Annotated in this window: 6 protein-coding genes, 1 tRNA gene and 1 pseudogene; 3 read left to right on the forward strand and 5 right to left on the reverse strand. The window is 71.2% G+C overall.

What is annotated here, in order from left to right:
- Window positions 1-66: 66 nt before the first annotated feature.
- From ACIOKD_RS18990 to ACIOKD_RS19000, 3 genes and pseudogenes are all read right to left on the reverse strand, one after another.
- Window positions 67-2,064: an MDR family MFS transporter gene (locus ACIOKD_RS18990; protein WP_402085060.1), complete on the reverse strand. Its 1,998-nt coding sequence runs from the start codon at window positions 2,062-2,064 to the stop codon at window positions 67-69.
- 251 nt (window positions 2,065-2,315) lie between these two features.
- Window positions 2,316-2,708: pseudogene (locus tag ACIOKD_RS18995) on the reverse strand (hypothetical protein); the annotation flags it as partial.
- 56 nt (window positions 2,709-2,764) lie between these two features.
- Complete coding sequence (locus ACIOKD_RS19000) at window positions 2,765-3,277, reverse strand: DUF309 domain-containing protein (RefSeq protein WP_402084987.1); 513 nt, start codon at window positions 3,275-3,277, stop codon at window positions 2,765-2,767.
- A gap of 99 nt (window positions 3,278-3,376) precedes the next feature.
- Between ACIOKD_RS19000 and ACIOKD_RS19005 the strand changes: the two genes are divergently transcribed.
- Together ACIOKD_RS19005 and ACIOKD_RS19010 are read left to right on the forward strand one after the other, a co-directional pair.
- A tRNA-Pro gene (locus tag ACIOKD_RS19005) sits at window positions 3,377-3,450 on the forward strand.
- Window positions 3,451-4,027: 577 nt separating this feature from the next.
- Window positions 4,028-4,870 carry a 4'-phosphopantetheinyl transferase family protein gene (locus tag ACIOKD_RS19010; protein WP_402084989.1) on the forward strand — a complete coding sequence of 281 codons (843 nt, stop codon included), beginning with the start codon at window positions 4,028-4,030 and terminating at the stop codon, window positions 4,868-4,870.
- On the opposite strand, the gene ACIOKD_RS19015 is transcribed toward ACIOKD_RS19010, so the two are convergent.
- Together ACIOKD_RS19015 and ACIOKD_RS19020 are read right to left on the reverse strand one after the other, a co-directional pair.
- Complete coding sequence (locus ACIOKD_RS19015) at window positions 4,824-5,891, reverse strand: LuxR C-terminal-related transcriptional regulator (RefSeq protein WP_402084991.1); 1,068 nt, start codon at window positions 5,889-5,891, stop codon at window positions 4,824-4,826. The two genes, ACIOKD_RS19010 and ACIOKD_RS19015, sit on opposite strands and share 47 nt — an antisense overlap.
- A 565-nt stretch (window positions 5,892-6,456) precedes the next feature.
- Complete coding sequence (locus ACIOKD_RS19020) at window positions 6,457-9,117, reverse strand: AAA family ATPase (RefSeq protein WP_402084993.1); 2,661 nt, start codon at window positions 9,115-9,117, stop codon at window positions 6,457-6,459.
- A gap of 432 nt (window positions 9,118-9,549) precedes the next feature.
- Here ACIOKD_RS19020 and ACIOKD_RS19025 point away from each other — a divergent pair.
- Window positions 9,550-24,096, forward strand: a 14,547-nt coding sequence (locus ACIOKD_RS19025; protein ID WP_402084996.1) for an SDR family NAD(P)-dependent oxidoreductase, incomplete at its 3' end; no start/stop codon positions are given.

Consider the following 24,096-nt stretch of genomic DNA (forward strand, 5'->3'; position numbering starts at 1 on the left):
CACTGTGCGGCTCCGCCGCGTGGGCGCGACCACCCACGACGCACCCGCACACAAGGCAACCGACCTTCAGCGGCCGCTCTCCGCCGAGGCGAGAACCTTCGAAGGGGACTCCGCCGAGGCATCGTCCGTCAGGTCCTCCACCAGCAACCGCTTGGCAATGCTGTCGACGGCGACCCGAAGCTCCGCCCCCGACGGCCGCCCGAGGTCCTGCTCGACCCGATCGGCCAGCCAGCACCCCCACGCCTCGCCGATGACACGAGCCTCGCGAGCACCGGACTCCGTGTGGGAGAACAGCGTCCCCTCACGGGTGAGGTACCCCTCGTCCACCATGCGCTGGAAGACCGGCACCAGGACCTCGGGAGGCAGGTGCCGACGGGCGGCGATCAGGGACAGGTTGGCATGACCGACCATCCGGGTGAACAGCTCGACCTGCATCACGGCCCAGGCACCCGCGATGTCCAGCCGGGTGTCCGCCCCGACGACGATCCGGCGCAGGGTGGCGGGCCCGGTACCGCCGAGGATCTTCCCGACCGTGGCTTCCAGACGCTGTCTGCTGTCCGCCGCGGACGGCGTCGCGAAACCCTCGCCCATGTCGGTGGACCCCATCCGCGCGCTGTCGCGCAGCTGCACCTGCTTGAGGAACAGGGAGACCAGGAAACCGAGCGCCGCCACGGGCACCGTCCACAGGAAGACGGTCTGCAGCGTCTCCGCGTACGCCTCGACCAGAGGCGCGGCGGTCGCCGACGGCAGATCGTGCAGCCCTTCCGGGCTGGTCGCGGCCTTGGTCAGGACCGCGGGGTCGGTGCCGCTCGTCCGGGCCGCCTCGGCGACCCCGTCCGCCAGGTTCGGCTTCAGCGTGTTGGCGTAGATCGTGCCGAAGACCGCGGTGCCGAAGGAACTGCCGAGCGTACGGAAGAAGGTGACGCCGGACGTCGCGGTGCCCAGGTCGGTGTACTCGACGGTGTTCTGCACGGCGATGGTGAGGACCTGCATGCACAGCCCGATCCCCGCACCGAGCACGAACATGTAGAGGGAGGAGAGCCAGGTGCTGGTGCCGCTGTTCATCAGGGAGAGCAGATAGAGCCCGACGCCCATCACGAGCGAGCCGACGACGGGGAAGATCCGGTAGTGGCCGGTCTTGCTGATCACGTTGCCGCTGAAGACCGACGCGATGAGCAGCCCGACGACCATGGGCAGCGTGCGTACGCCGGAGACCGTCGCCGAGTCGCCGTCCACGTACTGCAGATAGGTCGGCAGGAACGTCATCGCGCCGAGCATCGCGAAGCCCACGATGAAGCTGAGGATCGAGCAGACCGTGAAGACGGGGTTGCCGAACAGCCGCATCGGCAGCATGGGTTCGGCCGCGCGGGTCTCCACCCGGCAGAAGGCCGCGAGGGCGAGGACACCGCCCGCGAAGAGGCCGATGATGGTGGGCGAAGCCCAGGCGTACTCGTTGCCGCCCCAGCTCGTCGCGAGGATCAGGGCGCTGGCGCCGACCGCGACCAGGGCGATCCCCAGATAGTCGATGACCGGCCGGGACGGCGACTTCACCACCGGGATCGTGCGGGCGGCGGCCACCACGACGAGGATCGCGATGGGGACGTTGACGTAGAACGCCCAGCGCCAGGTGAGATGGTCGGTGAAGAGGCCGCCGAGCAGGGGACCGATCACGGTGGCGACACCGAACACCGCGCCGATCGCCCCCTGGTACTTGCCACGCTCCCGCAGCGGGATCACATCGGCGATCAGGGCCATCGCGGTGACCATCAGACCACCCGCGCCGATGCCCTGCATGGCCCGCCAGGAGATCAGCAGAAGCATGTTCGAGGAGAGGCCGCACAGGAACGAGCCGGTGATGAAGATGATCGCCGACACCTGGAAGACGAGCTTGCGGCCGAACAGGTCACCGAACTTGCCGACGAGCACCGTGGCGACGGTCTCCGCCAGCAGATAGCTGGTGACCACCCAGGACATGTGCTCCGCGCCGCCGAGTTCCGACACGATCGTGGGCAGGGCCGTGCCCACGATCGTCTGGTCCAGCGCGGCCAGCAGCATGCCGAGCATGATCGTCACGAAGACGACGTTGCGACGGCGCTTGTCCAGCACGGGCGGCTGCGTGGCGGGCGCTTCGGCCGCGGGCGGTCCGGCGGGGGGTCCGGCGGTGTCGATGGTCGTCACACCGGTCAGCTTCACACCGGCCGGCGGGGTGTGCATGCGGGGCCGTCCGCATGGGGGTGCGGGGCGCTGCCGCGGGACGCGGGGGCCCTGGGTCGGCCCGGCCCGGGACCACCCTCGTCACGGGGAGTGCCCTCGTACCCGGGACGCCCGCGCAGCAGGTACGTGTCCATGATCCGGCCCTCGCGCTCGCGGGCCCGTGCACGGACCTCGACGATGTGGGGCGCCGGCTCCGCGGGGGGCTGTACAGGACGCGCCACGCGGCTGAGGTCGCCCAGCTCCTCGGCGATCAGCCGCTCGAAGACGCCGGCACGGGCGCTGCGCCGGTCCCGGCGGCGGGGGAGTGACCCGCACCCTCCGCCGTACGGTCGCGCCCGGGATCGTGCGTCTCGACCGTCCGGTACGTTCCTACGCGGCAAGTACGCGGCAAGTACGCGGCAGGTACGCGGCAGATGCGCGGCAGATGCGCGGCAGGTACGCGGCGGATGCGCGGCGAGAATGTCATGGCGCAGCCGCACGAGGTCAGACACCATCCCGAGTCTGCCGCACGGCGTCACCGCCCTGGTCACCCCATTCGGCCGCAGGCGGCCTACGAGTCGCCGCCTCGCAACCGCGGCGCCCACGCCGACGCGTCCACGGCGGCTTCGTCCCGCTCCACGGCACCCGCCAACTCGCGCGCCCAGGAGGCAAGTTCCCCCAACGCGAGCCCGTGCGGACGCGGGCCCCCGGGACCCGCGCCCCACTCCTCGACAGCGCCGGCCCCCCGCCGCAGCAACCGCGCCCCGCCCGTCACGTTCCCCCGGGCCGCGTGCGTGAGCCCCACCGCGAGCTGGGCGAGCCCCCGCCACAGTGCCCGTTCCTCGTCGGGACCCGACTTCCAGGCGTCCTCGAAGACCTCGTGCGCGTGGAACGGCTTCCCCGCCGTCAGCAGCGCCTGGGCCTCGGTGACGGTGTCCTCGGGTGCGCGCACCACCCCCTCGGGCTGCCGCTCCACTCCGTCCACCCCGTACGGCAGGGGCCGCCCGAGCCCGTCCCGGGGCCGGGCGTTGCGGGCCCGGCCCTCCGTGTCCCGGTCGCGCCTGTCACCAGAAGTGTTGTTCATGCGCCGATTGTCCCCCTTGCCCGCCGTCTTCGAGGCACCCCTCTGTGTGCGGTAGGGTTCAGTTCGCGCGATCACGCGGTTCACCGCGGCGAGGCGCATCGGGACGTGGCGCAGCTTGGTAGCGCACTTGACTGGGGGTCAAGGGGTCGCAGGTTCAAATCCTGTCGTCCCGACGATGTGGAGGGTCTTCGCAGGCGAGAGCCTGCGGAGGCCCTTTTCGCGTGGGTCGCGTTCCGGATTTCATGGTTCAGCGCAGCGTTCACGGCCGAGTTGTTCGTGTTGATGGCCACAACTTGCACGGCACCAAGTGCGGTGTTCTGCCGTCCTCTTGGGTGAGTGGGCCCGTGGTTCACTGATCAGTGCTCCGATGCTCCAATGCTCCAATGCTCCGGAGATTGATTCAATAGTTGCGGATTGTTTTGGGAGAGACGGCAGGAACGTCAGTGGGTACTGGTTCGTGGGGAATCGGTAATTCGACCGGCGACGGTCCTGCTCACACGCCTGTTCCGATTCCCCATGTCGACAGATCGGAGATGCTCTCCCCTCCGGTCCGGCAGCCGATGCCCTTGTGCCGCAGGGGTATCGACTGGTCTCATAAGGGGTTTGACGTACGTGCGGGCTTCGTAGCGTAGGCGGTGTCCTCTTTGTTCGGAGAGGGTGCCCTGTCATGAGGCGGGAGACGGCGTTGGGCAGGCACTCGCGCTCGGTACGGGGCGGCTGTACGGGCTGCGTGCGCCCCTTGGACGCGTTATGACGCTTCCGGGCGACTCGACCGTGGGCCCCCCGCTCCGTGAACCCGTCGAGGTCCTGGACCGGGACGACGGCTGGGAGCGGGTCTTCCGGGATCTCCGGCAGTGCGGTACCGCCCTGGTGCACACGCGGCTGGCCGACTGGTGCCCCGAGCCGGGGGACATTCCGGAGATGCGCCGCCTGCTGGGCCGGGACTGGTCCCGCTATCTCGACCTCGCCCACCCCGAGACCCGGATCCGTCACGTCGCCGGCCGCCTGTTGCTGAAGCACGCGGCGGGCGTGATGCCGTGTGGTGACCCGGAGAACCTGGAACTCGGCTACGGGCCGGCCGGGCGCCCGTATCTGCGCGGCTGCGACCGGGTGGACATCAGCCTGAGCCACGCCGAGGACCGGCTGCTGGTGGGACTCACCACCACCGGCCTGATCGGCGTGGACTCGGAGCGCGCCGACCGGCAGCTGTCCGGCCCGGGGATGAGCAGGCACGTGTGCACGCCGTACGAGCTGATCTCGCTCGCCAATCTGCCGGAGGCGGACCGCAATCCGACGCTGGTGCGGCTGCGAACACTCAAGGAGGCCTACGGCAAGGCCATCGGGGCCGAGCGACGACTCCGGTTCACGGAGTTCGGGTTCGGCCCCGACGGCAAGCCCATGAAGGTGCACCGGCCCGACGGAACGCCCGGCACCGGTGCCGAGTGGGCGTTCCGTACCTTCCTGCTGCCCAACGGCTACTGCGTGGGCGCCGCCGTGTACGACGCGGGTTCCGGCGGTTCACGGACGGCTCTCGCCCGCGAAGCGGCTAATCTTCCGAACTGGGCTGGACCAGCCCGGACAGCGTGGCGTTGACCCCCGCCTGGAAGCGGCTGGTGGCCTTCAGTTCCTCGGTGATCTCGGCGATGTGCCGACGGCAGGTGCGTACGGACATACCGAGCCGTCGGGCCACCATCTCGTCCTTGTAGCCGTTGGCCATGAGCCGCAGGATCGACGCCTTGACCTCGTCGGCGAGCGGCTCGGGGGTGCTGGTGCCGGGCCGGAAGGGAACGGCGCCCTGCCACATGTGATCGAACACCGAGCACATGAAGGCGACCAGATTGGGCTCTCTTATGATCACCGCGCCGCGCCCGGGGTCGGGCAGGTTCTGCTCCGGCAGGAAGGCGACTTCGCGGTCGTAGATGATCAGTCTGTCGATGAGTTCGTCGGTGGTGCGTATCTCGGCGCCCTTGGCGGTGACTTCGGAGACATAGGCGCTGGTGACCAGATCACTGCGTGCCGTGTGCTGGTAGAGGGTGCGCATGCGGACGCCCCGGTCCAGCGCGGCGACATTTGAATTTCGGACGGTATCGAGAAGTTCGGGTGGGCGGGCTCCTCCAGGTTGAACAGTCAACATTTCGGCGCGCGCGCGGAACAGATGCTCGTCGAGAAGCGCGCGAATGGCGTCGACGTCCGTGATGAGATCGAAGGCTTCCATCTGATTTCGCCGGCGGCGACCCTCGAAATAGGCCGGCATCAGGGAAAGCATCCGGGTGCGGACCTCACCGACCGCCTGTTGCAGTTCGCGTATCTGCCACTCGGAGGAGCCCAGCAGCTCCGCGGCGGCGGCATCCGGGCTCACGGGAGCCAGCCGGTCAGGGTCGCCGGGCAGCGGCTGCAGCAGCCGCAGATGACGTAGTACCCCCTCGATCCGGGATACTTCCGTGCTGGACGCCTGTAATTCATCGGCTATTTCTTCTCGCACGAACTCACCGCGCTGGATTGCATGCCGATAAGCATTGGCGCTTGCGTGGTCGAGTTCGGCGAACTCCGGCGTGGAGCCGTTGATTCCTCCCATGTAGTCCTTCTCCCCCGTGCTGACTTCAGTTGTTGCCATGCAACTTTACGCCAGGGGAGCTGACTTGGGGGGAGCGCCGGAGTCGGGCATCCTGGATCTCGTCACGCGAAGGGGGGTGGGAAGCGATGACGACGCACGACGCTTCTCTGCTGCAGAAACGAAATCGTCACCCATGGGGGATGTATGGTGCTCTTCGTGATGAGAAGTGTTATTTCGGGCATGCTGTCGGCGGGATCCGTTCCCGTGCCAGTGCGTCCGGCGAGGCGGGCGGCGGGCGTGGAGGGCAGGCTCCACGGCCTGTCCGACGACAACGGCTGGCCGCGTACGCGTAGTTGACATGAGTGTCAGTGGCCCCTCCCCTTCCCGGAGAGGGGCCACTGCCGCGCCCGGTCCGGTGGACGCACGCGGCGGGGGCGGCGGCCCCCGGGCGGCCCCCGGGCCGAACGCGCACCGGTCACCACCTATTGCGACAGTAATTGTTGACCGAGTGCAAAAAGCCCCCTTGCTGGCCCGACGTTAATTGCCGAACTCGATTGCCACCCGTGCCAAGGCAAAGAAACGGTGGAAACCCGCGTCCGGCCTCCGGTGGGGGCGGATGACATTCTCAGGAGCCCTGCGCGGAAGTCAGTTGGAGATCCAAGGGAAGATCCTGCCGCCTGGTGATCTTGAGTTTCCGGTAGGCCTTGGTGAGATGCTGTTCCACCGTGCTCACGGTGATGTAGAGCCGCAGCGAGATCTCACGATTCGTATAGCCCTGTGCCGCGAGCGCGGCGACCCTCTGCTCGGAGCTGCTGAGCTTGGAGTCGATCGCCGTGGTCGCCGGGATGAGGGTCCGCTCACGAGTGAGGTCCCTGGACGCCCTGCCGGGAATCGTCTCCTCGCACAGTGGTCTGGCCCCGCAGATGTGCGCGAGGTTCCAGGCGCGCCGGGTCATCGTGTTGGCCCGGGTGGCCTCGCCGACCGCTTGCAGGGCCCTGCCGAGGTCGCCGAGGGCCCGGGCGAGCTCGATCCGGTCTCCCGACCGCCGCAGTTCCTCGACGGCCTGACCGAGCAGCGCGGGACGCTCCTCCTGGGACACGGTCCTCGCGTGCGTCCGCAGGGAGATTCCGCGTACCCACGGATGGCGGGCGTCGGGAGAGGCGAGCTGACGCTGTATGAGGCGCTCCGCCTGCTGCACCTCACCGAGCCGCAGCAGCGCCTCGGCCGCATCCGTGCGCCAGGGCAGCACGACGGGCCTGTCCAGATGCCAGCGCTTCAGCAGCCGGCCCGCCTCGGTGAAGTCGCCGTAAGCCAGGTGGAACTGGCCGGTGGCCAGGTGGTACAGCCCTCGGGCGCGCAGATGGCCGGGGCCGTGGATGCTGTCGAAGAGCTGGTCGTCGGCGGGCCGGTTCAGCCGGTCCGCCGCGGCGGCGAACTGCCCGGTCATGGTGTGCGCGCGGATGAGCACCGCGGTGGGTGCCGAGGCGAAGGCGCCCGCGGTCGGTTCCGGCAGGACCTCCAGGGCGGCGGAGGCCTGCAGTTCGGCCCCCCGCAGATCACCGAGCCGCAACAACACCTCCGCGTGGAGGGTGGTGAACAGCGCCTGCCAGCCCGGGGCCTCGCGACGCTCGGCCTCTTCGGCCAGACTCTGGCTCCAGTGGGCCGCCCGCTCGGGCTGCGCGGAATGGGCGAGGGCGCGGACCGCCTGGTTGAGCGCGTGCAGGGTCGTATCGGTGAGGACCGACTGCTCCAGCACCCGCTCCGCCGCCGTACCCGCGCTGCGGTCCGCCGCGTCCGGCACATCCCAGTACGAGGTGAGCACGCGGCTTCCCGGCAGCTCCGGGAGCTGCGGACCCGTGTCACCCGTCCGGTTCGCGGACTCGGCGATCCGGTCGTTGAGCCCGGCGGCCTCGGCCATCCGGCCCTGGCAGGCCAGCACATGGGCGACCGACCCCAGCTGCGGCCCCGTCAGCGCGCCGCCCGCCGCCGTGTCGAGGGAGGAGGACAGGAGGCTCTCGGCCCGCCTCGGATCGAAACGCCACAGGACGGTGGAGAGGCGGGTGGTGATGTCGATCCGGATCCGCTCGTCGGAGCATGCCGCGTACGCCAGTTCCAGTGCCGCCGCCGCCGGCCTCGGCTCGTCCCGGGCGAGCAGCCGCTCGGCGTGGTCGCGGAGCATGTCCGTCGCCCACGGTGTCTCGGACCAGGGGATGCCGGCCTGCGCGGAGGCGAGCAGATGCCCTGTCACGGCGGTCGAGTGCGGTTCCGTGTCGTGCAGCAGCCGGGCGACCCGCCGGTGCAGCCCTGCCTGTTCCGCCGAGGTGAAGTCGTCGAGGACCGCCGCGCGGGCCGCCGGGTGCCGAAAACCGCATCCGTCGAGGATGCCGGCGGAGGTGAGCGCCGCTATGCCGCGCGCCGCGGCCGAGACACTGATGCCGAGCAGTTCGGCGGACCGCTCGGGGGTCCCGAGACCGCCCAGGACGGTGTAGGCGGCGGCCACCTCGCGGGCGGCGCGACCGCTACGGCGCAGACAGTTGTCCACGGCGTGCGCGAACAGCCCCCCGGTCACCGGCCGCAGCGCACGCGGCTCGGCGGTCTCGGGCCACGCGGCACGGCAGTCCTCCAGCAGGGCGCGCACCAGCAGCGGATTGCCGCCGCTGATGTGGTGCAGATCCTCCACCAGGCCGTGGTGCCGGGACAGCTCCGGATCGGCGTCGAGCATCCGGGCGACGCCCAGCCGGCTGAGCCTGCGCAGCCGTACGTACCGGGAGGCGGGACTGCGCAGCAGTTCGGACTGCAGCGAGGAGTCGGCGCTCCCGTGATGCGGCGTGGCGGCCGCCACGAGAAGGATGCGCGCGGAGCGCACATGGCGGATGAAGTACCGCAGGTACCGCAGCGACAGTTCGTCGGCGTGGTGCAGATCGTCGATGGAGCACACGACCGGGTCGGCCGCGGCGAAGCCGTGCAACCACGTGCAGAACTCCCGCATCGACTCGGGGCGTGGCGGCCCCTCGTCCGGGTCGGGCAGCTGAGGCCGCCCGTCGGCCGGAACGCTGTCCAGCAGTTGACGAAGCAGCCCCAACGGCTGGCTGCTCTCCGACTCCGTGCCCTCCGCGTGCAGGACCACGGCCCTTGTGGCGGCACGTTCGGCCACGGCGGCGAGCAGTGAGCTCTTGCCGCAGCCGGCCGCCCCCTCGATGAGTACTGTCCGGGTTCGCCCGGACACCGCCTCGGCACTCGCCGAGTCCAGAACAGCCAGTTCCTTGGTGCGATCTGTCAGCCTCACAGCGGCCCCGTTCCGTGTGAACTGTATGAACATTTGTTCCTCTTGTCCGGCGTGAGTCTATGGACGGGGCAGGGCCGAGAAGCAACGAGGCCGCTGGCCGAAAGTTGCCTTGCATGAAGTCGCGGCCCCGATGCCATGGAGATCTCCGCCGGCCGGCTCCACGACCGCGGGGCGCGCGGAGAAACAGGGGTCCGCGCGGAAGGAACAGGGGGAGGTGCGGGTGGCAGACCGCGCCGCGACGGATTTGACTGCCTGCTTTGCTCTTCACTTTCCGTGCGCCTTTTCGCAGCCGGTCCGAGGGCGGCGCAGGGGTAGGGGCGGGTAAGGGTGGTGAGGCCCGGCGGCTGCTCGCTAGCGTCCGTTTCGATTGCCGTTCGAGTGCGGATCCCTTGTGGACGCCAAAGCTGGTCGATTAAGCGCGGGGTGGCCGAGATGAGCACTGAGGAAAAACTCCTCGACTATCTCAAGCGGACGACTACGGATTTGCGTGACGCGCGACGCCGTGTCACCGAGATCGAGGAGCGGGAGCGCGAACCCATCGCGATCGTCGGGATGGCGTGCCGCTTTCCCGGAGGCGTCACCTCGCCCGAGGAACTGTGGGACCTGGTCGCGGCGGAACGGGACGGACTCTCCGGCCTGCCGCGGGACCGGGGCTGGGACGTGGCGAACCTCTTCGATCCCGAACCCGGCCGTCCGGGCAAGAGCTACGTCGACCGGGGCGGCTTTCTGCACGAGGCGGGGGACTTCGATCCGGGGTTCTTCGGCATCGGGCCGAACGAGGCGCTGACGATGGACCCGCAGCAGCGGCTGCTGCTGGAGATCTCGTGGGAGGCCTTCGAGCGGGCGGGCATCGACCCGTCCGGGTACCGGGGAAGCCGCACCGGCGTCTTCGCCGGCGTCAACTACCACGACTACGCGTTCAACAGCAGTACCGGAGCGATCGCCTCGGGACGCATCTCCTACACGCTGGGCCTGGAGGGACCGGCGGTGACGGTGGACACGGCGTGCTCGTCGTCGCTGGTGGCGCTGCACTGGGCCATGCGCTCCCTGCGGTCGGGGGAGTGCTCCCTGGCGCTGGCCGGTGGCGTGACCGTGATGGCGACGCCCGAGACCTTCATCGAGTTCAGCCGCCAGCGCGGACTCGCCCCGGACGGCCGCGTCAAGGCGTTCGCGTCCGCCGCGGACGGAACGGGGTGGGGCGAGGGCGCCGGGATGCTGCTGGTCGAGCGGCTCTCGGACGCACGCGCCAACGGCCACCCGGTGCTGGCGGTGGTACGCGGCTCGGCCGTGAACCAGGACGGCGCGTCCAACGGGCTGACGGCACCGAACGGTCCGTCGCAGCGGCGGGTGATCGAACAGGCCCTGGCCGGCGCCGGGCTGAGCACACACGACGTGGACCTCGTGGAGGCGCACGGCACCGGAACCGTGCTGGGCGACCCCATCGAGGCCCAGGCGTTGCTGGCGACCTACGGGCGGGACCGCGCGGAGGGCCGGCCTCTGTGGCTGGGGTCGGTCAAATCGAACATCGGTCACGCGCAGGCCGCCGCCGGCGTCGCGGGGATCATCAAGACCGTCCAGGCGCTGCGGCACGGTGTGATGCCCAGGACGCTGCACGTGGACGAGCCGACACCCCATGTGGACTGGTCACCGGGCGGTGTGCGGCTGCTCACCGAGGAGCGGGAGTGGCCGCGGACGGGCCGTCCGCGCCGGGCGGGGGTCTCCTCGTTCGGGATCAGCGGCACCAACGCCCACGTCATCCTTGAGCAGGCCCCCGCCCCGGACGCCGGTGAGCCGCCGACCGCCCCGGACACCGGCGAGCGGTCGCCGAACCGTCCCCCGGCCGTCCCCCTGATCCTCTCGGCGCGCGACGACACCGGTCTGCGGGGCCAGGCCGTGCGACTGCGCACCCATCTTCGTACGCACCCCGAACTGGACCTCCACGACGTGGCGTACTCGCTGGCGACCGGCCGCGCCGCGCTGGAGCACCGGACGGTGGTCGTCGGCCGGGACAGCGCCGAACTGCTCGCGGGACTGGACAAGCTGGCCGACCCGGCGGGCGAACCGCTCGACGGACGGGGCAACGTACTGCGTGGCGTCGCCGCGGCCGGGGAGCCGACCGCGTTCCTGTTCAGCGGCCAGGGCTCGCAGCGGGCCGGCATGGGACAGGAACTGCACGCGGCGTTCCCCGTGTTCGCGGACGCCTTCGACGCCGTCTGCGCCGAGTTCGCCCCGTACCTCGACCGGCCACTGGCGCAGGTCGTCCGGTCCGAACCCGCACTGCTGGACCGGACGTCCTACACACAGGCCGGCCTCTTCGCGGTCGAGGTGGCACTGTTCCGCCTCCTGGAAGCGGCAGGCGTCGTTCCCGACTACGTCGCGGGCCACTCGATCGGTGAGCTGGCCGCCGCCCACGTGGCCGGGGTGCTCTCCCTGGCGGACGCGACCGCGCTCGTCGCGGCACGCGGACGGCTGATGCAGGCGCTCCCGGCCGGCGGCGCGATGGCCGCCGTGCAGGCCGCCGAGGACGAGGTCGTGGCACGACTCGGCGCCGATGTCGACATCGCGGCGGTGAACGGGCCGAACTCGGTCGTCGTCTCCGGCTCCGAGGAAGCGGTGCACCGAATCGCCGGGCATTTCGAGGGAATCGGACGCAAGACCAGCCGGCTGCGGGTGTCGCACGCTTTTCACTCGCCCCTGATGGAACCGATACTCGCCGAATTCCAGGAGATCGCGGCGGGGCTCTCCTATTCTTCTCCGTCGATCCCCGTTATCTCGAACGTCACCGGCCGAGCGGCCGAAGAACTCGGGTCGGCGGAATACTGGACACGTCATATCCGTCGGACCGTCCGATTCCAGGACGGTATCCGGACGCTGCGCGCGGCGGGTGTCAGCCGTTTCGTGGAACTGGGCCCGGACGGCGTTCTGGCCGCCATGACCGAAGCATGCCTCGACGCCGTGGGGAACACCGCGCTCACCGTCCCGGTCCTTCGCCGGGACAGGCCCGAGGCCACCGAACTGCTCACCGCGATCGGCCGCCTGCACGTGCACGGCCTCGCCGTTGACTGGAAGCCGCTGCTGGGCACCGCCTCCCGGGTCGACCTGCCGACCTACGCGTTCCAGCGCCGCCGCTACTGGCTGGAGAGCGCCGGCACCGCGGGGGATGTCGCGTCGGTGGGCCTGCGGCCCGTGGACCACCCGCTGCTGAAAGCGGCGGTGACCCTGCCGGACGGGGGCGGAGCCGTTCTGACGGGACGCGTGTCGCCGGGCACCCAGCCGTGGCTCGCCGACCACGTGGTCGCAGGCGCCGTGCTGTTCCCCGGGACAGCGTTCGTGGAGCTGGCGGTCCTGGCGGGCGACCGCGTCGGCTGCGCGACGGTCGAGGAACTGACCCTGCACGCGCCGCTGGTCCTGCCCGACCACGACGGCGTCACCGTCCAGGTCGTGGTGGAGAGCGCGGACGACACCGGACGGCGCCCGGTCGGGATCTACTCCCGCTCGGGCGGCACGGCCGGCGACGAGGTGTGGATCCGGCACGCCGGCGGCACGCTCACCCCCGGCACGGCCGCACCGGCCTTCGACCTCACCGCCTGGCCGCCGCCCGGCGCGACCGCGGTCCCGGTGGACGACGCGTACGAGCGGCTCGCCGAGGCCGGCTACGGCTACGGGCGTCTGTTCCAGGGGCTGCGCGCGGTGTGGCGGCGCGGCGACGAACTCTTCGCCGAGGCCGCCCTGCCCGAGGACGCCTGGGACGACGCCGCCCGCTTCGGTCTGCATCCGGCGCTGCTGGACGCCGTCCTGCACACGAGCGCGGTCTCCGGGGACGCGGGTGACGACCTGGTCCTCCCCTTCGCGTGGAACGGGGTGCGGCTGTTCGCGGCGGGGGCGCCGGCGGTCCGCGCCCAGTTGAGCCCGGTCGGCTCGGACGGTGTGGCGCTGCGGATCGCCGACGGCGCGGGGCGGCCCGTCGCGTCGGTCGACTCCCTGGTCTCCCGCCCCGTGTCGCCCGATCGGCTCGCCGTCACCACGTCGCCCTCCGCGGACTCCCTGTACCGGCTGGAGTGGTCTCACGCGGCGCTCCCCGCGGCCCCCGGCGACCTGAGCTGGGCGGCGTGGGACGAGGTCGGTGACACGGTTCCCGACGTCGTCGTCCTGCCGGTCCGGGCCGGCGAGGTACGGGCCGTCACGCACGAGGTGCTCGCGGCGCTGCAGGCATGGACGGCCGGGGAGCGGTACGCGGCATCCCGGCTGCTGATCGTCACCTCGGGCGCGGTGCCGGTCGACGGCGAGGACGTCTCCGATCTCGCGGCGGCCGCCGCGTGGGGACTGGTCCGCTCGGCACAGTCCGAGGACCCCGACCGGATCGTACTGGTGGACACCGACACCCCCGACGACCTGGCGGGCGTCGTCCCCCTGGCATTCGGCGAACCCCAGACCGCCGTTCGCGCCGGGACGGCCCACGTCCCCCGGCTGGCGCGGGTGCCGGGCCCGTCCGTGCCCGGCCCGGACGAGCCGTTCGGCACGGGAACCGTGCTGATCACCGGAGGAACCGGCGGGCTGGGCGCCCTGCTGGCCCGGCACCTGGTGACGACCCACGGGGTACGCGACCTGCTGCTGACGAGCCGACGAGGCGAGGACGCGCCGGGCACCGGACAGCTCAAGGCCGAGCTCACCGAACTGGGCGCGCACGTCGAGGTGGCCGCCTGCGACGTCGGCGACCGGCCGGCCCTGGCCTCGCTGCTGGCCGGGCACACCCTGACCGCGGTCGTCCACGCGGCCGGAATCCTGGACGACGGTGTGGTCGCGTCCCTGACCCCGCGACGGCTGGACGCGGTTCTGGCGCCCAAGGCCATGGGCGCCCGGCATCTGCACGAACTGACCCGCCACATGGACCTGTCGGCGTTCATCGTCTTCTCCTCCGCCGCGGGCGTGCTCGGCTCGCCCGGCCAGGGCAACTACGCGGCGGCGAACGCGTTCCTGGACGGCCTGGTCCAGCACCGGCACGCGCGGGGGCTGGTGGGCAGGTCCCTGGCGTGGGGGCTGTGGGCCACGGGCACCGGTATGGCCGGCGGGCTTGACCACGGCGACGTCCGCCGGATGGCACGCTCCGGCGTGCACGCCCTCACCGCCGAGCAGGGCCTGGCACTGTTCGACGCCGCCATCTCCCGGCCGGAACCACTCCTGGTCCCGATCGCCCTGGACCCCGCCCCACCCGCCGACGCCTCCGGTGAACCGCCGCACGTTCTACGGGGCCTGGACAGCGGGCGCGCACGCCGGCGTGCGGCGTCCGGACCGGCAGCCGCCGGGGTGCTGCGCGAACGCCTCGCGCCGCTGCCCGAGGACGACCGCCGTGCGGCGGTCCTGGAGATCGTCCGCGCCCAGGCGGCAGCGGTGCTCGGATTCGACGACCAGGACGCGATCGAAACCGAGCGCGCCTTCCGCGAACTCGGCTTCGACTCCCTGTCCGCCGTGGAGCTGCGCGGACGCCTGAACCAGGTGACCGGACTCCGGCTGCCCGCGACGCTGGTGTTCGACCACCCGACACCGACCGTGCTGGCCCGGTACCTGGCGGACGAGATCTCCGGGCTGGGAGAGGCGGCGGGCGCCGCACCGGTCGCGGTACGACCTCCCGCCGACGACGACGCCGTCGCGATCGTGGGAATGGCCTGCCGCTACCCGGGCGGCGTCACCACCCCGGACCAGCTGTGGGACCTGGTGGCGGACGGCATCGACGGCATCACGCCCTTCCCCTCCGACCGGGGCTGGAACATCCGGCGCCTCTACGACCCCGAGGGCTCCCGCCCGGGCACCAGTTACGTCGACCGGGGCGGATTCCTGCACGACGCCGCCGACTTCGATCCCGGGTTCTTCGGGATCAGCCCGAACGAGGCCCGCTGGATGGACCCGCAGCAGCGTCTGCTGATGGAGGTCTCCTGGGAGGCCGTCGAACGAGCCGGGATGGACCCCACGACCCTGCGGGGCAGCCGCACCGGTGTGTTCGCCGGGATGATGTACCACGACTACGCGAACAACAGCAACACGGGCTCGGTCGCCTCCGGCCGCATCTCCTACACGCTCGGTCTTGAGGGCCCGGCGGTCACCGTCGACACCGCGTGCTCGTCGTCGCTGGTCGCACTGCACCTCGCGGTACAGGCACTCCGCTCGGGCGAATGCTCCCTCGCGCTGGCGGGCGGTGTCGCGGTGATGGCGGCCCCGGACGTCTTCGTGGAGTTCAGCGAGCAGCGCGGACTCGCGCGCGACGGGCGTGCCAAGTCGTTCGCCGCCTCGGCCGACGGGACGTCCTGGGCCGAAGGCGCGGGAATGCTCCTGGTCGAGCGCCTGTCGGACGCGCGCGCCAACGGCCACCCCGTCCTGGCCGTCGTACGGGGCACCGCGGTCAACCAGGACGGCGCGTCCAACGGGCTGACGGCACCGAACGGCCCGTCCCAGCGCCGGGTCATCCGGCAGGCGCTCGCCAACGCCGGTCTGAGCGCCTCGGACGTGGACGCGGTGGAGGCACACGGCACCGGCACCACGCTGGGCGACCCGATCGAGGCGCAGGCACTGCTGGCCACGTACGGGCAGGACCGTCCCGAGGGGCGCCCGCTGTGGCTCGGGTCCATCAAGTCGAACATCGGGCACACCCAGGCCGCCGCCGGAGTCGCCGCGATCATCAAGATGGTCAAGGCCATGGACCACGGCGTCCTTCCACGGACCCTGCACATCGACGAGCCGACCCCGGAGGTGGACTGGGCGTCGGGCGAGGTGGAACTGCTGACCGAGGCGCGGGAGTGGGAGGACTTCGGCCGCCCGCGCCGCGCCGGGATCTCCTCGTTCGGCGTCAGCGGCACCAACGCCCATGTGATCGTCGAGGCGGCATCAGAACCCGCCCCCGCCGAGGCCGGGGAACCGAACCCGCACCCGCACCCGGTCCTCTCGTGGGTGATCTCCGGGCGGGACGAGCACGGCCTGCTCGGGCAGGCGGAGCGGCTGCGCGCACATGTGCTGTCCCGGCCGGACCTCGACCCGGCGGGCGTGGCCCACGCGCTGGCGACGACGCGGGCGCTCCTGGAACACCGCGCGGTCGTGGTGGGCCGCGACCGCGACGAACTGCTCTCGGGCCTGGACTCGCTGATCGAGGACACCGCAGGGCCGGACACGGCACGCGGGGTCGCCGCCTCCGGCCGTACGGCGTTCCTGTTCTCGGGGCAGGGCGCGCAACGGGTGGGGATGGGCGAGGAGTTGTACGAGTCCTTCCCGGTGTTCGCGTCAGCGTTCGACGCGGTGTGCACCGAGCTGGACGTGCACTTGAACCAGTACTTGGACGGTGCGTCGCTGCGTGAGGTGGTGTGGTCGCGGGCTGATCTGCTGGATCGGACGGTGTTCGCGCAGGCCGGTTTGTTCGCGGTCGAGGTGGCGTTGTTCCGGTTGTTGGAGTCGTGGGGCGTACGGCCGGACTTTGTGGCGGGTCATTCGATCGGTGAGTTGGCGGCGGCACATGTGGCCGGGGTGTTCTCGCTGGAGGACGGGGCGCGCCTGGTGGCCGCCCGGGGCCGGTTGATGCAGGGGCTGCCGTCGGGTGGGGCGATGGCCGCGATCCAGGCGGGCGAGGACGAGGTCGTCCCGTTGCTGGACGGCGCGGAGGTGGCGATCGCGGCGGTCAACGGCCCGGCGTCGGTCGTGGTGTCCGGTGCGGAGGCTCAAGTCGCCGCGATCGAGAGCCACTTCTCCGCGTTGGGTCGTAGGACGAGCCGGCTGCGGGTCTCGCACGCGTTCCACTCCCCGCTCATGGACCCGATGCTCGACGACTTCCGCGAAGTCGCCGAGAGCGTCACCTACAGCGTGCCCGTCATCCCGGTCGTCTCCAACGTGACGGGCGGATCGGCGGAGGACCTCGGCTCGGCCGGCTACTGGGTGCGGCACGTGCGGCAAGCGGTGCGCTTCCACGAGGGTGTGCGGACGCTGCGGGCCGCGGGCGTGCACCGGTTCCTGGAACTGGGGCCGGACGGCGTACTGACCGCGATGACCCAGGCAGCCCTGGAGGAAGCGACCGGCGACGTCACCGCGGTGGCGGTCCTGCGGCCCGGCCGACCCGAGACCGTGACCCTGGTCGCCGCGGTCGGGCGGCTCCACGTGCGCGGTGTACCCGTGTCCTGGCGGGCGGTCCACGGCGAGAACCCGCCCGCCGCGGTGGAGTTGCCCACCTACGCGTTCCAGCGACAGCGGTACTGGGTGGAGGCGGCGGCCGAGTCGGGCGACCTGTCCGGCGCGGGACTGCTGCCCGCCGACCACCCCCTGCTGAGTGCGGTCCTCACACTGCCGGACTCGGGCGGTGCGGTACTCACCGGCAGACTGTCGGTCGGAACCCGGCCCTGGCTGGCCGACCACCGGGTGCTGGGCGGGATCCTGTTCCCTGGCAGCGGCCTCGTCGAGCTCGCGATCCGCGCCGGGGACCACCTGGACAGCGGGACACTGGAGGAACTCACACTCCAGGCTCCCCTCGTCCTGCCCGAGCACGGCGGGGTCACCGTACACGTGGTGGTGGACGAGGAGGACGGGACGGGCCGCCGACCGGTCGGCATCCATTCGCGGCCGAGCGAGGGCGCGCCCGACGCGCCCTGGACCCGGCACGCCACCGGCATACTGACGGCCGATGTGCCCGCCCCCGTCAGCGACTTCGACCTGACGGCGTGGCCGCCGGAGGGCGCCTCGGAACTCCCGCTGGACGGCTCGTACGAACGGCTGGCCGCCGCGGGCTACGACTACGGACCGATGTTCCAGGGCTTGCGGGCGGTGTGGCGGCGCGGTGACGAACTCTTCGCCGAGGTCGCCCTGCCCGAGGACGGCTGGGGAGAGGCCGGCCGATTCGGTGTGCACCCCGCACTCCTGGACGCGGTCCTGCACACGGTCCTGGTCGCCGGGGACAGGACGAACCGAGACGAGACGGACCGGAACGAGACGGACCGGGACGAGATGGTGCTTCCGTTCGCGTGGAACGGAGTGCGGCTGTTCGCCTCCGGCGCACGGTTCGTCCGGGCACGGCTGGCACCGGCCGGAGCCGACGGGGTCTCCCTGCGACTCGCCGGTGCGGACGGGCGGCCCGTGCTGTCCGTCGACTCCCTGCTGTCGCGCTCGGTCTCGCCGGAGCAACTCGCCGTCTCCGCGTCGGCGTCGCACGACTCCCTGTACCGCCTGGAGTGGCACTTGGCGACACCGGTGAAGGAGAGGGGAGGGGAGGAGGACGGGGAGAAGGACGGGCTAAAGGACAGAGAGAAGGACGGGGCCGGGGTCTCCTGGGGACTGTGGGACTCGATCTCCGACGTACCGGAAGTCGTTGTTCTACCCGTCACCGACGGCGACCTCGTCGAGGGGGTGCACGGTGTGCTCACCGCCCTGCGGACGTGGTCGGCGCAAGAGCGGTACGCGTCCTCGCGGCTCCTGGTCGTCACCTCGGGCGCTGTGGCACTCGAAGGTGAGGACGTGCCGGACCTGACCGGCGCGGCGATATGGGGGCTGGTCCGGTCCGCCCAGTCGGAGGACCCCGGCCGCTTCCTGCTCGCCGACGTGGACGAGCCCGTGGACGAGCCCGGCGACCTCGCGGATGTGGTCGCTGCGGTCGTCGCCGCCGACGAGCCCCAAGTGGTGATCCGGGCCGGAGCCGGCCACGTACCACGGATGACACCGGCGATCGTCCCAGCCGACCCGGGCGGCGCCGAACCGGCGTTCGGCACGGGGACCGTCCTGATCACCGGTGGCACCGGCGGGCTGGGTGCTCTGGTGGCCCGCCACCTGGTGACGGCCCACGGGGTACGCAACCTGCTGCTGACCAGCCGCAGGGGCAGGCAGGCACCGGGAGCGGCAGAGCTGTGCACGGAACTGACTGGACTGGGCGCCGAGGTCGAGGTGGTGGTCTGCGACGTGGCCGACCGTGCCGCGGTGGCCGGGCTGCTGGACGATCGGGACCTCTCCGCCGTGGTCCACGCGGCCGGGCTCCTGGACGACGGAGTGATCGCGTCCCTGACTCCTGAGCAACTGCGTACGGTGCTCGCTCCCAAGGCGCTGGGAGCCTGGCACCTGCACGAACTGACCCGCGACATGGATCTGTCGGCGTTCGTGGTGTTCTCCTCCGCGGCCGGTGTGATCGGCGCGCCGGGGCAGGCGAACTACGCGGCGGCGAACGCGTACCTGGACGGCCTGATCGCTCACCGGCGAGCGCGCGGGCTGCCGGGACAGTCGCTCGCTTGGGGCCTGTGGGGAACCGGGACGGGCATGTCCGGCCGGCTGGACGGCGGCGATGCCCAGCGGATGGGCCGGTCCGGGGTCCGCGCGCTGAGCGTCGAACAGGGCCTCGGGCTCTTCGACGCCGCCCTGCGGACCACCGATGCCCTGCTCATCCCGATAGGCCTGGAGGCCGGGGCCCTGGCCGCCGCGGGCGACGCGCTCCCGCACGTGCTGCGCGCCCTGGCGGGACGCTCGCGCCGCACCGCCGAGGCGGGAGGGGGCTCGGCGGCGGCGCTGCGGGCACGTCTCGCCGCGCTGCCCGGCGCCGAGCGAGTGCCGATGATGCTGGACACCGTCCGGGTCCAGGCGGCATCGGTGCTGGGATACGACGACCCGGGCCGGGTCGAGCCGGAACGGGCCTTCCGCGACCTCGGCTTCGACTCGCTGTCGGCCGTGGAGCAGCGCAACCGCCTGAACCAGGTGACGGGGCTCCGGTTGCCGGCGACGCTGGTGTTCGACCATCCGACGCCGCTGGCCCTGGCTCAGCACCTGGTGGACCAGATCATGGGCATCGCGCCCTCCATCGGCAAGACCATCGCCGTCAGAGCCCCGGTCGACGACGAGCCGATCGCGATCGTGGGCATGGCGTGCCGTTATCCCGGCGGCGTCGTCTCGCCGGAAGACCTCTGGGACCTGGTCGCGCGCGGAGCCGACGGAGTGGCGGGCTTCCCGGCCGATCGCGGCTGGAACACCGACAGGCTCTACGACCCCGAAGCGGCCCGGCCCCACACCAGCTACGTGAACGAGGGCGGATTCCTCTACGACGCCGCCGGGTTCGATCCCGCGTTCTTCGGGATCAGCCCGAACGAGGCCTGGTTGATGGACCCTCAGCAGCGGTTGCTGCTGGAGGTGTCGTGGGAGGCGCTGGAGCGGGCGGGGATCGATCCGTCGTCGTTGCGGGGCAGTTCGACAGGTGTCTTCGCCGGGATGATGTACCACGACTACGCGCACAACAGCAGTACGGGTTCGGTCGCGTCGGGGCGCATCTCGTACACGCTCGGTCTTGAGGGCCCGGCGGTCACCGTCGACACCGCGTGCTCGTCGTCGCTCGTCGCACTGCACTGGGCCATGCAGGCGTTGCGGTCGGGGGAGTGTGGGCTGGCGTTGGCCGGTGGTGTGACGGTGATGGCGACGCCGGAGACGTTCATCGAGTTCAGTCGTCAGCGGGGGTTGGCCCCGGACGGGCGGGCGAAGTCGTTCGCTGCTGCGGCCGATGGCACCTCGTGGGGTGAGGGCGCGGGGATGCTGCTGGTGGAGCGGCTGGCGGATGCCCGCGCCAACGGTCACCCGGTTCTGGCGGTCGTGCGGGGCACGGCGGTCAACCAGGACGGGGCGTCCAACGGGTTGACCGCACCGAACGGCCCGTCCCAACGCCGGGTCATTCGCCAGGCGTTGGCGAATGCCGGGCTGACGACGGCGGACGTTGACGCGGTGGAGGCGCACGGTACGGGGACGACGCTGGGTGATCCGATCGAGGCGCAGGCGCTGCTGGCGACGTATGGGCAGGATCGGGTGGAGGGGAGTCCGCTGTGGCTCGGGTCGATCAAGTCGAACATCGGGCACACGCAGGCGGCGGCCGGTGTGGCGGGGATCATCAAGATGGTCAAGGCCATGGACCATGGTGTCCTGCCCCGGACGCTGCACGTGGATGCTCCGACGCCGGAGGTGGACTGGGCGTCGGGTGATGTGGAGTTGCTGACCGAGGCCCGGGAATGGCCGCAGAACGGTCGTCCGCGGCGGGCGGGGGTGTCCTCGTTCGGGATCAGCGGCACCAACGCCCACGTCATCATCGAAGCGGCGCCCGTCGGAGCGGAGACCGAACGCGACGAGTCGGCGGCGGACGGGCTCCCGCTCGTCCCCTGGATGCTTTCCGGGCGGTCCGTCGATGGGTTGCGGGGGCAGGCGGACAAACTGCGGTCGTATCTCATGGCTCGCCCGGAGCTGGACTCTGCCGATGTGGCGTTCTCTCTGGCCACGTCACGCCCGGCCATGGAACACCGTGCCGTGGTCGTGGGCCGGGGCCGAGAGGAACTGCTGTCCGCGCTTAGCGAGTTGGCCGATGGTGTCCCTGGCCATGGAGCGGTGCGGGGAGTGGCGAGCTCTGGGCGTACGGCGTTCCTGTTCTCGGGTCAGGGTGCGCAGCGGGTCGGTATGGGTCGGGAGGTGTACGAGGCGTTCCCGGTGTTCGCGGCTGCGTTCGATGCGGTGTGTGGTGAGTTGGACGGGCTTCTGGATCGGTCGTTGCGTGAGGTGGTGTGGTCGCACGCCGATTTGCTGGATCGGACGGTGTTCGCGCAGGCGGGTTTGTTCGCGGTCGAGGTGGCGTTGTTCCGGCTGCTCGAATCGTGGGGTGTACGGCCTGACTTCGTGGCGGGTCATTCGATCGGTGAGTTGGCGGCGGCGCATGTGGCCGGGGTGTTCTCGCTGGAGGACGGGGCGCGCCTGGTGGCCGCCCGGGGCCGGTTGATGCAGGGGCTGCCGTCGGGTGGGGCGATGGCCGCGATCCAGGCGGGCGAGGACGAGGTCGTCCCGTTGCTGGACGGCGCGGAGGTGGCGATTGCGGCGGTAAACGGCCCGGCGTCGGTGGTGGTGTCTGGTGCGGAGGCCCAAGTCGCCGCGACTGAGGCTCACTTCACTGCGTTGGGTCGTAAGGCGAGCCGGCTGCGGGTTTCGCACGCGTTCCACTCCCCGCTCATGGACCCGATGCTGGACGACTTCCGCGAAGTCGCCGAGAGCGTCACCTACAGCGCGCCCGTCATCCCGGTCGTCTCCAACGTGACGGGCGGATCGGCGGAAGACCTCGGCTCGGCCGACTACTGGGTGCGGCACGTCCGCGAGGCGGTCCGGTTCGCCGACTCGGTCCAGGCCCTTCGGGACGAGGGGGTCACCCGCTTCGTGGAGTTGGGGCCCGACGGAGTCCTGACAGCGATGACGCGGGCCATGGTGGACGACGCGGAGGCCGGCGTGTTGATGGTGCCGACGCTGCGCGGAGAGCACGGTGAGTCTGCGACGTTGTTGACAGCGGTCGGGTGGATGCACGCCGGTGGTGTCGCCGTCGACTGGGGCAGGTTGTTCGACGGGCGTGGTGTCCGGCGCGTGGACCTCCCCACCTATGCGTTCCAACGCCAGCAGTACTGGCTGGTGGATTCCCAAATCGGCGGAGACGCTCTCTCGATGGGGCTCGGGCCGGCCGAGCATCCGCTCCTGAGCGCGGTCGTCTCGTCGCCCGAGTCAGGCGGTGTCGTCCTGACGGGCCGTCTGTCGGTCCACGGGCACCCGTGGCTGGCCCACCACACGGTGGGCGGAGTCACCGTGTTCCCGGGCACGGGCTTCGTGGAGTTGGCGATCCGCGCCGGAGACCAGCTGGACTGCGGCCGACTTGAGGAACTGACCCTGGAGGCTCCGCTCATCCTGCCCGCCGACGGCCATGCCTTCGTCCAGGTGATCGTCGGCGCTGCTGGTGTCACTGGTGTTGTCGGTGCTGATGGTGCTGATAGTGCTGATGGTGCGATCGATGAGCCCGAGCAGCGTCCGGTGTCGGTGTACTCCCGTACGGACAGCGACGCCCCATGGACGCGCCATGCTCTGGGCACCCTCTCCGCCGCCGGCACGGACGCGGCTTTCGATCTGCGGGAGTGGCCGCCGGTGGGCGCCGTACCGGTCGCACTTGACGGGTTGTACGACGGGTTGGCGGAGGAGGGTCTGGAGTACGGGTCGGTGTTCCGGGGGTTGCGGGCGGTGTGGCGGCGTGGTGCGGAGTTGTTCGCGGAGGTCGCGCTTCCCGATGCGGAGGTGGTGGACGGGTTCGGGCTGCACCCGGCACTGCTGGATGCCTCTTTGCACGCCTTGGCGGTCGACGGGACGGCCGGCGAGGGTGTGGCCCTGCCGTTCTCCTGGTCGGGTGTGGAGCTGTTCGCCTCCGGCGCCACGGCGCTGCGCGTGCACGTGGCCCCGGCGGGAACCGGCGCACGGTCGTTTCGGGTGACCGACATGTCCGGGCGACCGGTGGCGTCGATCGAGTCGCTGGCTCTGCGGGAGATCGCGCCGGAACGCCTGTCGTCGTCCACTGCCGGATCTCGCCGGTTCCACGAATCACTGTTCAAGGTTGGGTGGGCGCCGACCAGTCCGACCAGTCCGACCAGTCCGACCAGTCCGACTGGGGCCGGCGAACCGGCCTGGGCGCGGTGGGACACGCTGAAACCCGATGACACGGTCCCGGACATCGTGGTGTTCCCGGTGGCCGGCGGGCCGAACGCCACCGCCGTTCGGGAGGCCACGCATGAGGTGCTCGCGGTCGCTCGGGCCTGGCTGGACGAGGACCGCTACGCGGCATCCAAACTGCTGATCGTGACCTCGGGTGCGGTGTCCTCGGTGGGTGAGGACGTCACCGATCTGGCGGGTGCGGCGGTGTGGGGTCTGGTGCGGTCGGCGCAGTCGGAGAATCCGGGACGGTTCGTGCTGGCCGACCTCGACGTGGACACCGATCCAGCCGAGGTGGTGGCGGCAGCCGCTCTGGGTGAGCCGCAGATGGCGATCCGCAACGGTGTGGTGCACGCCCCTCGGTTGGGCCGTGTGGCGTCGAAGGCGCTGGAGGTGGGGGAGGAGCCGGCCTCGGTGTTCTCCAGCGATGGTGACGCCGGTGCTGTTCTGGTGACGGGTGCGTTCGGTGCGCTGGGCAGTCTGGTGGCGCGGCATCTCGTT

The organism is Streptomyces sp. NPDC087844 (assembly GCF_044742785.1).
Taxonomy (GTDB): Bacteria; Actinomycetota; Actinomycetes; order Streptomycetales; family Streptomycetaceae; genus Streptomyces.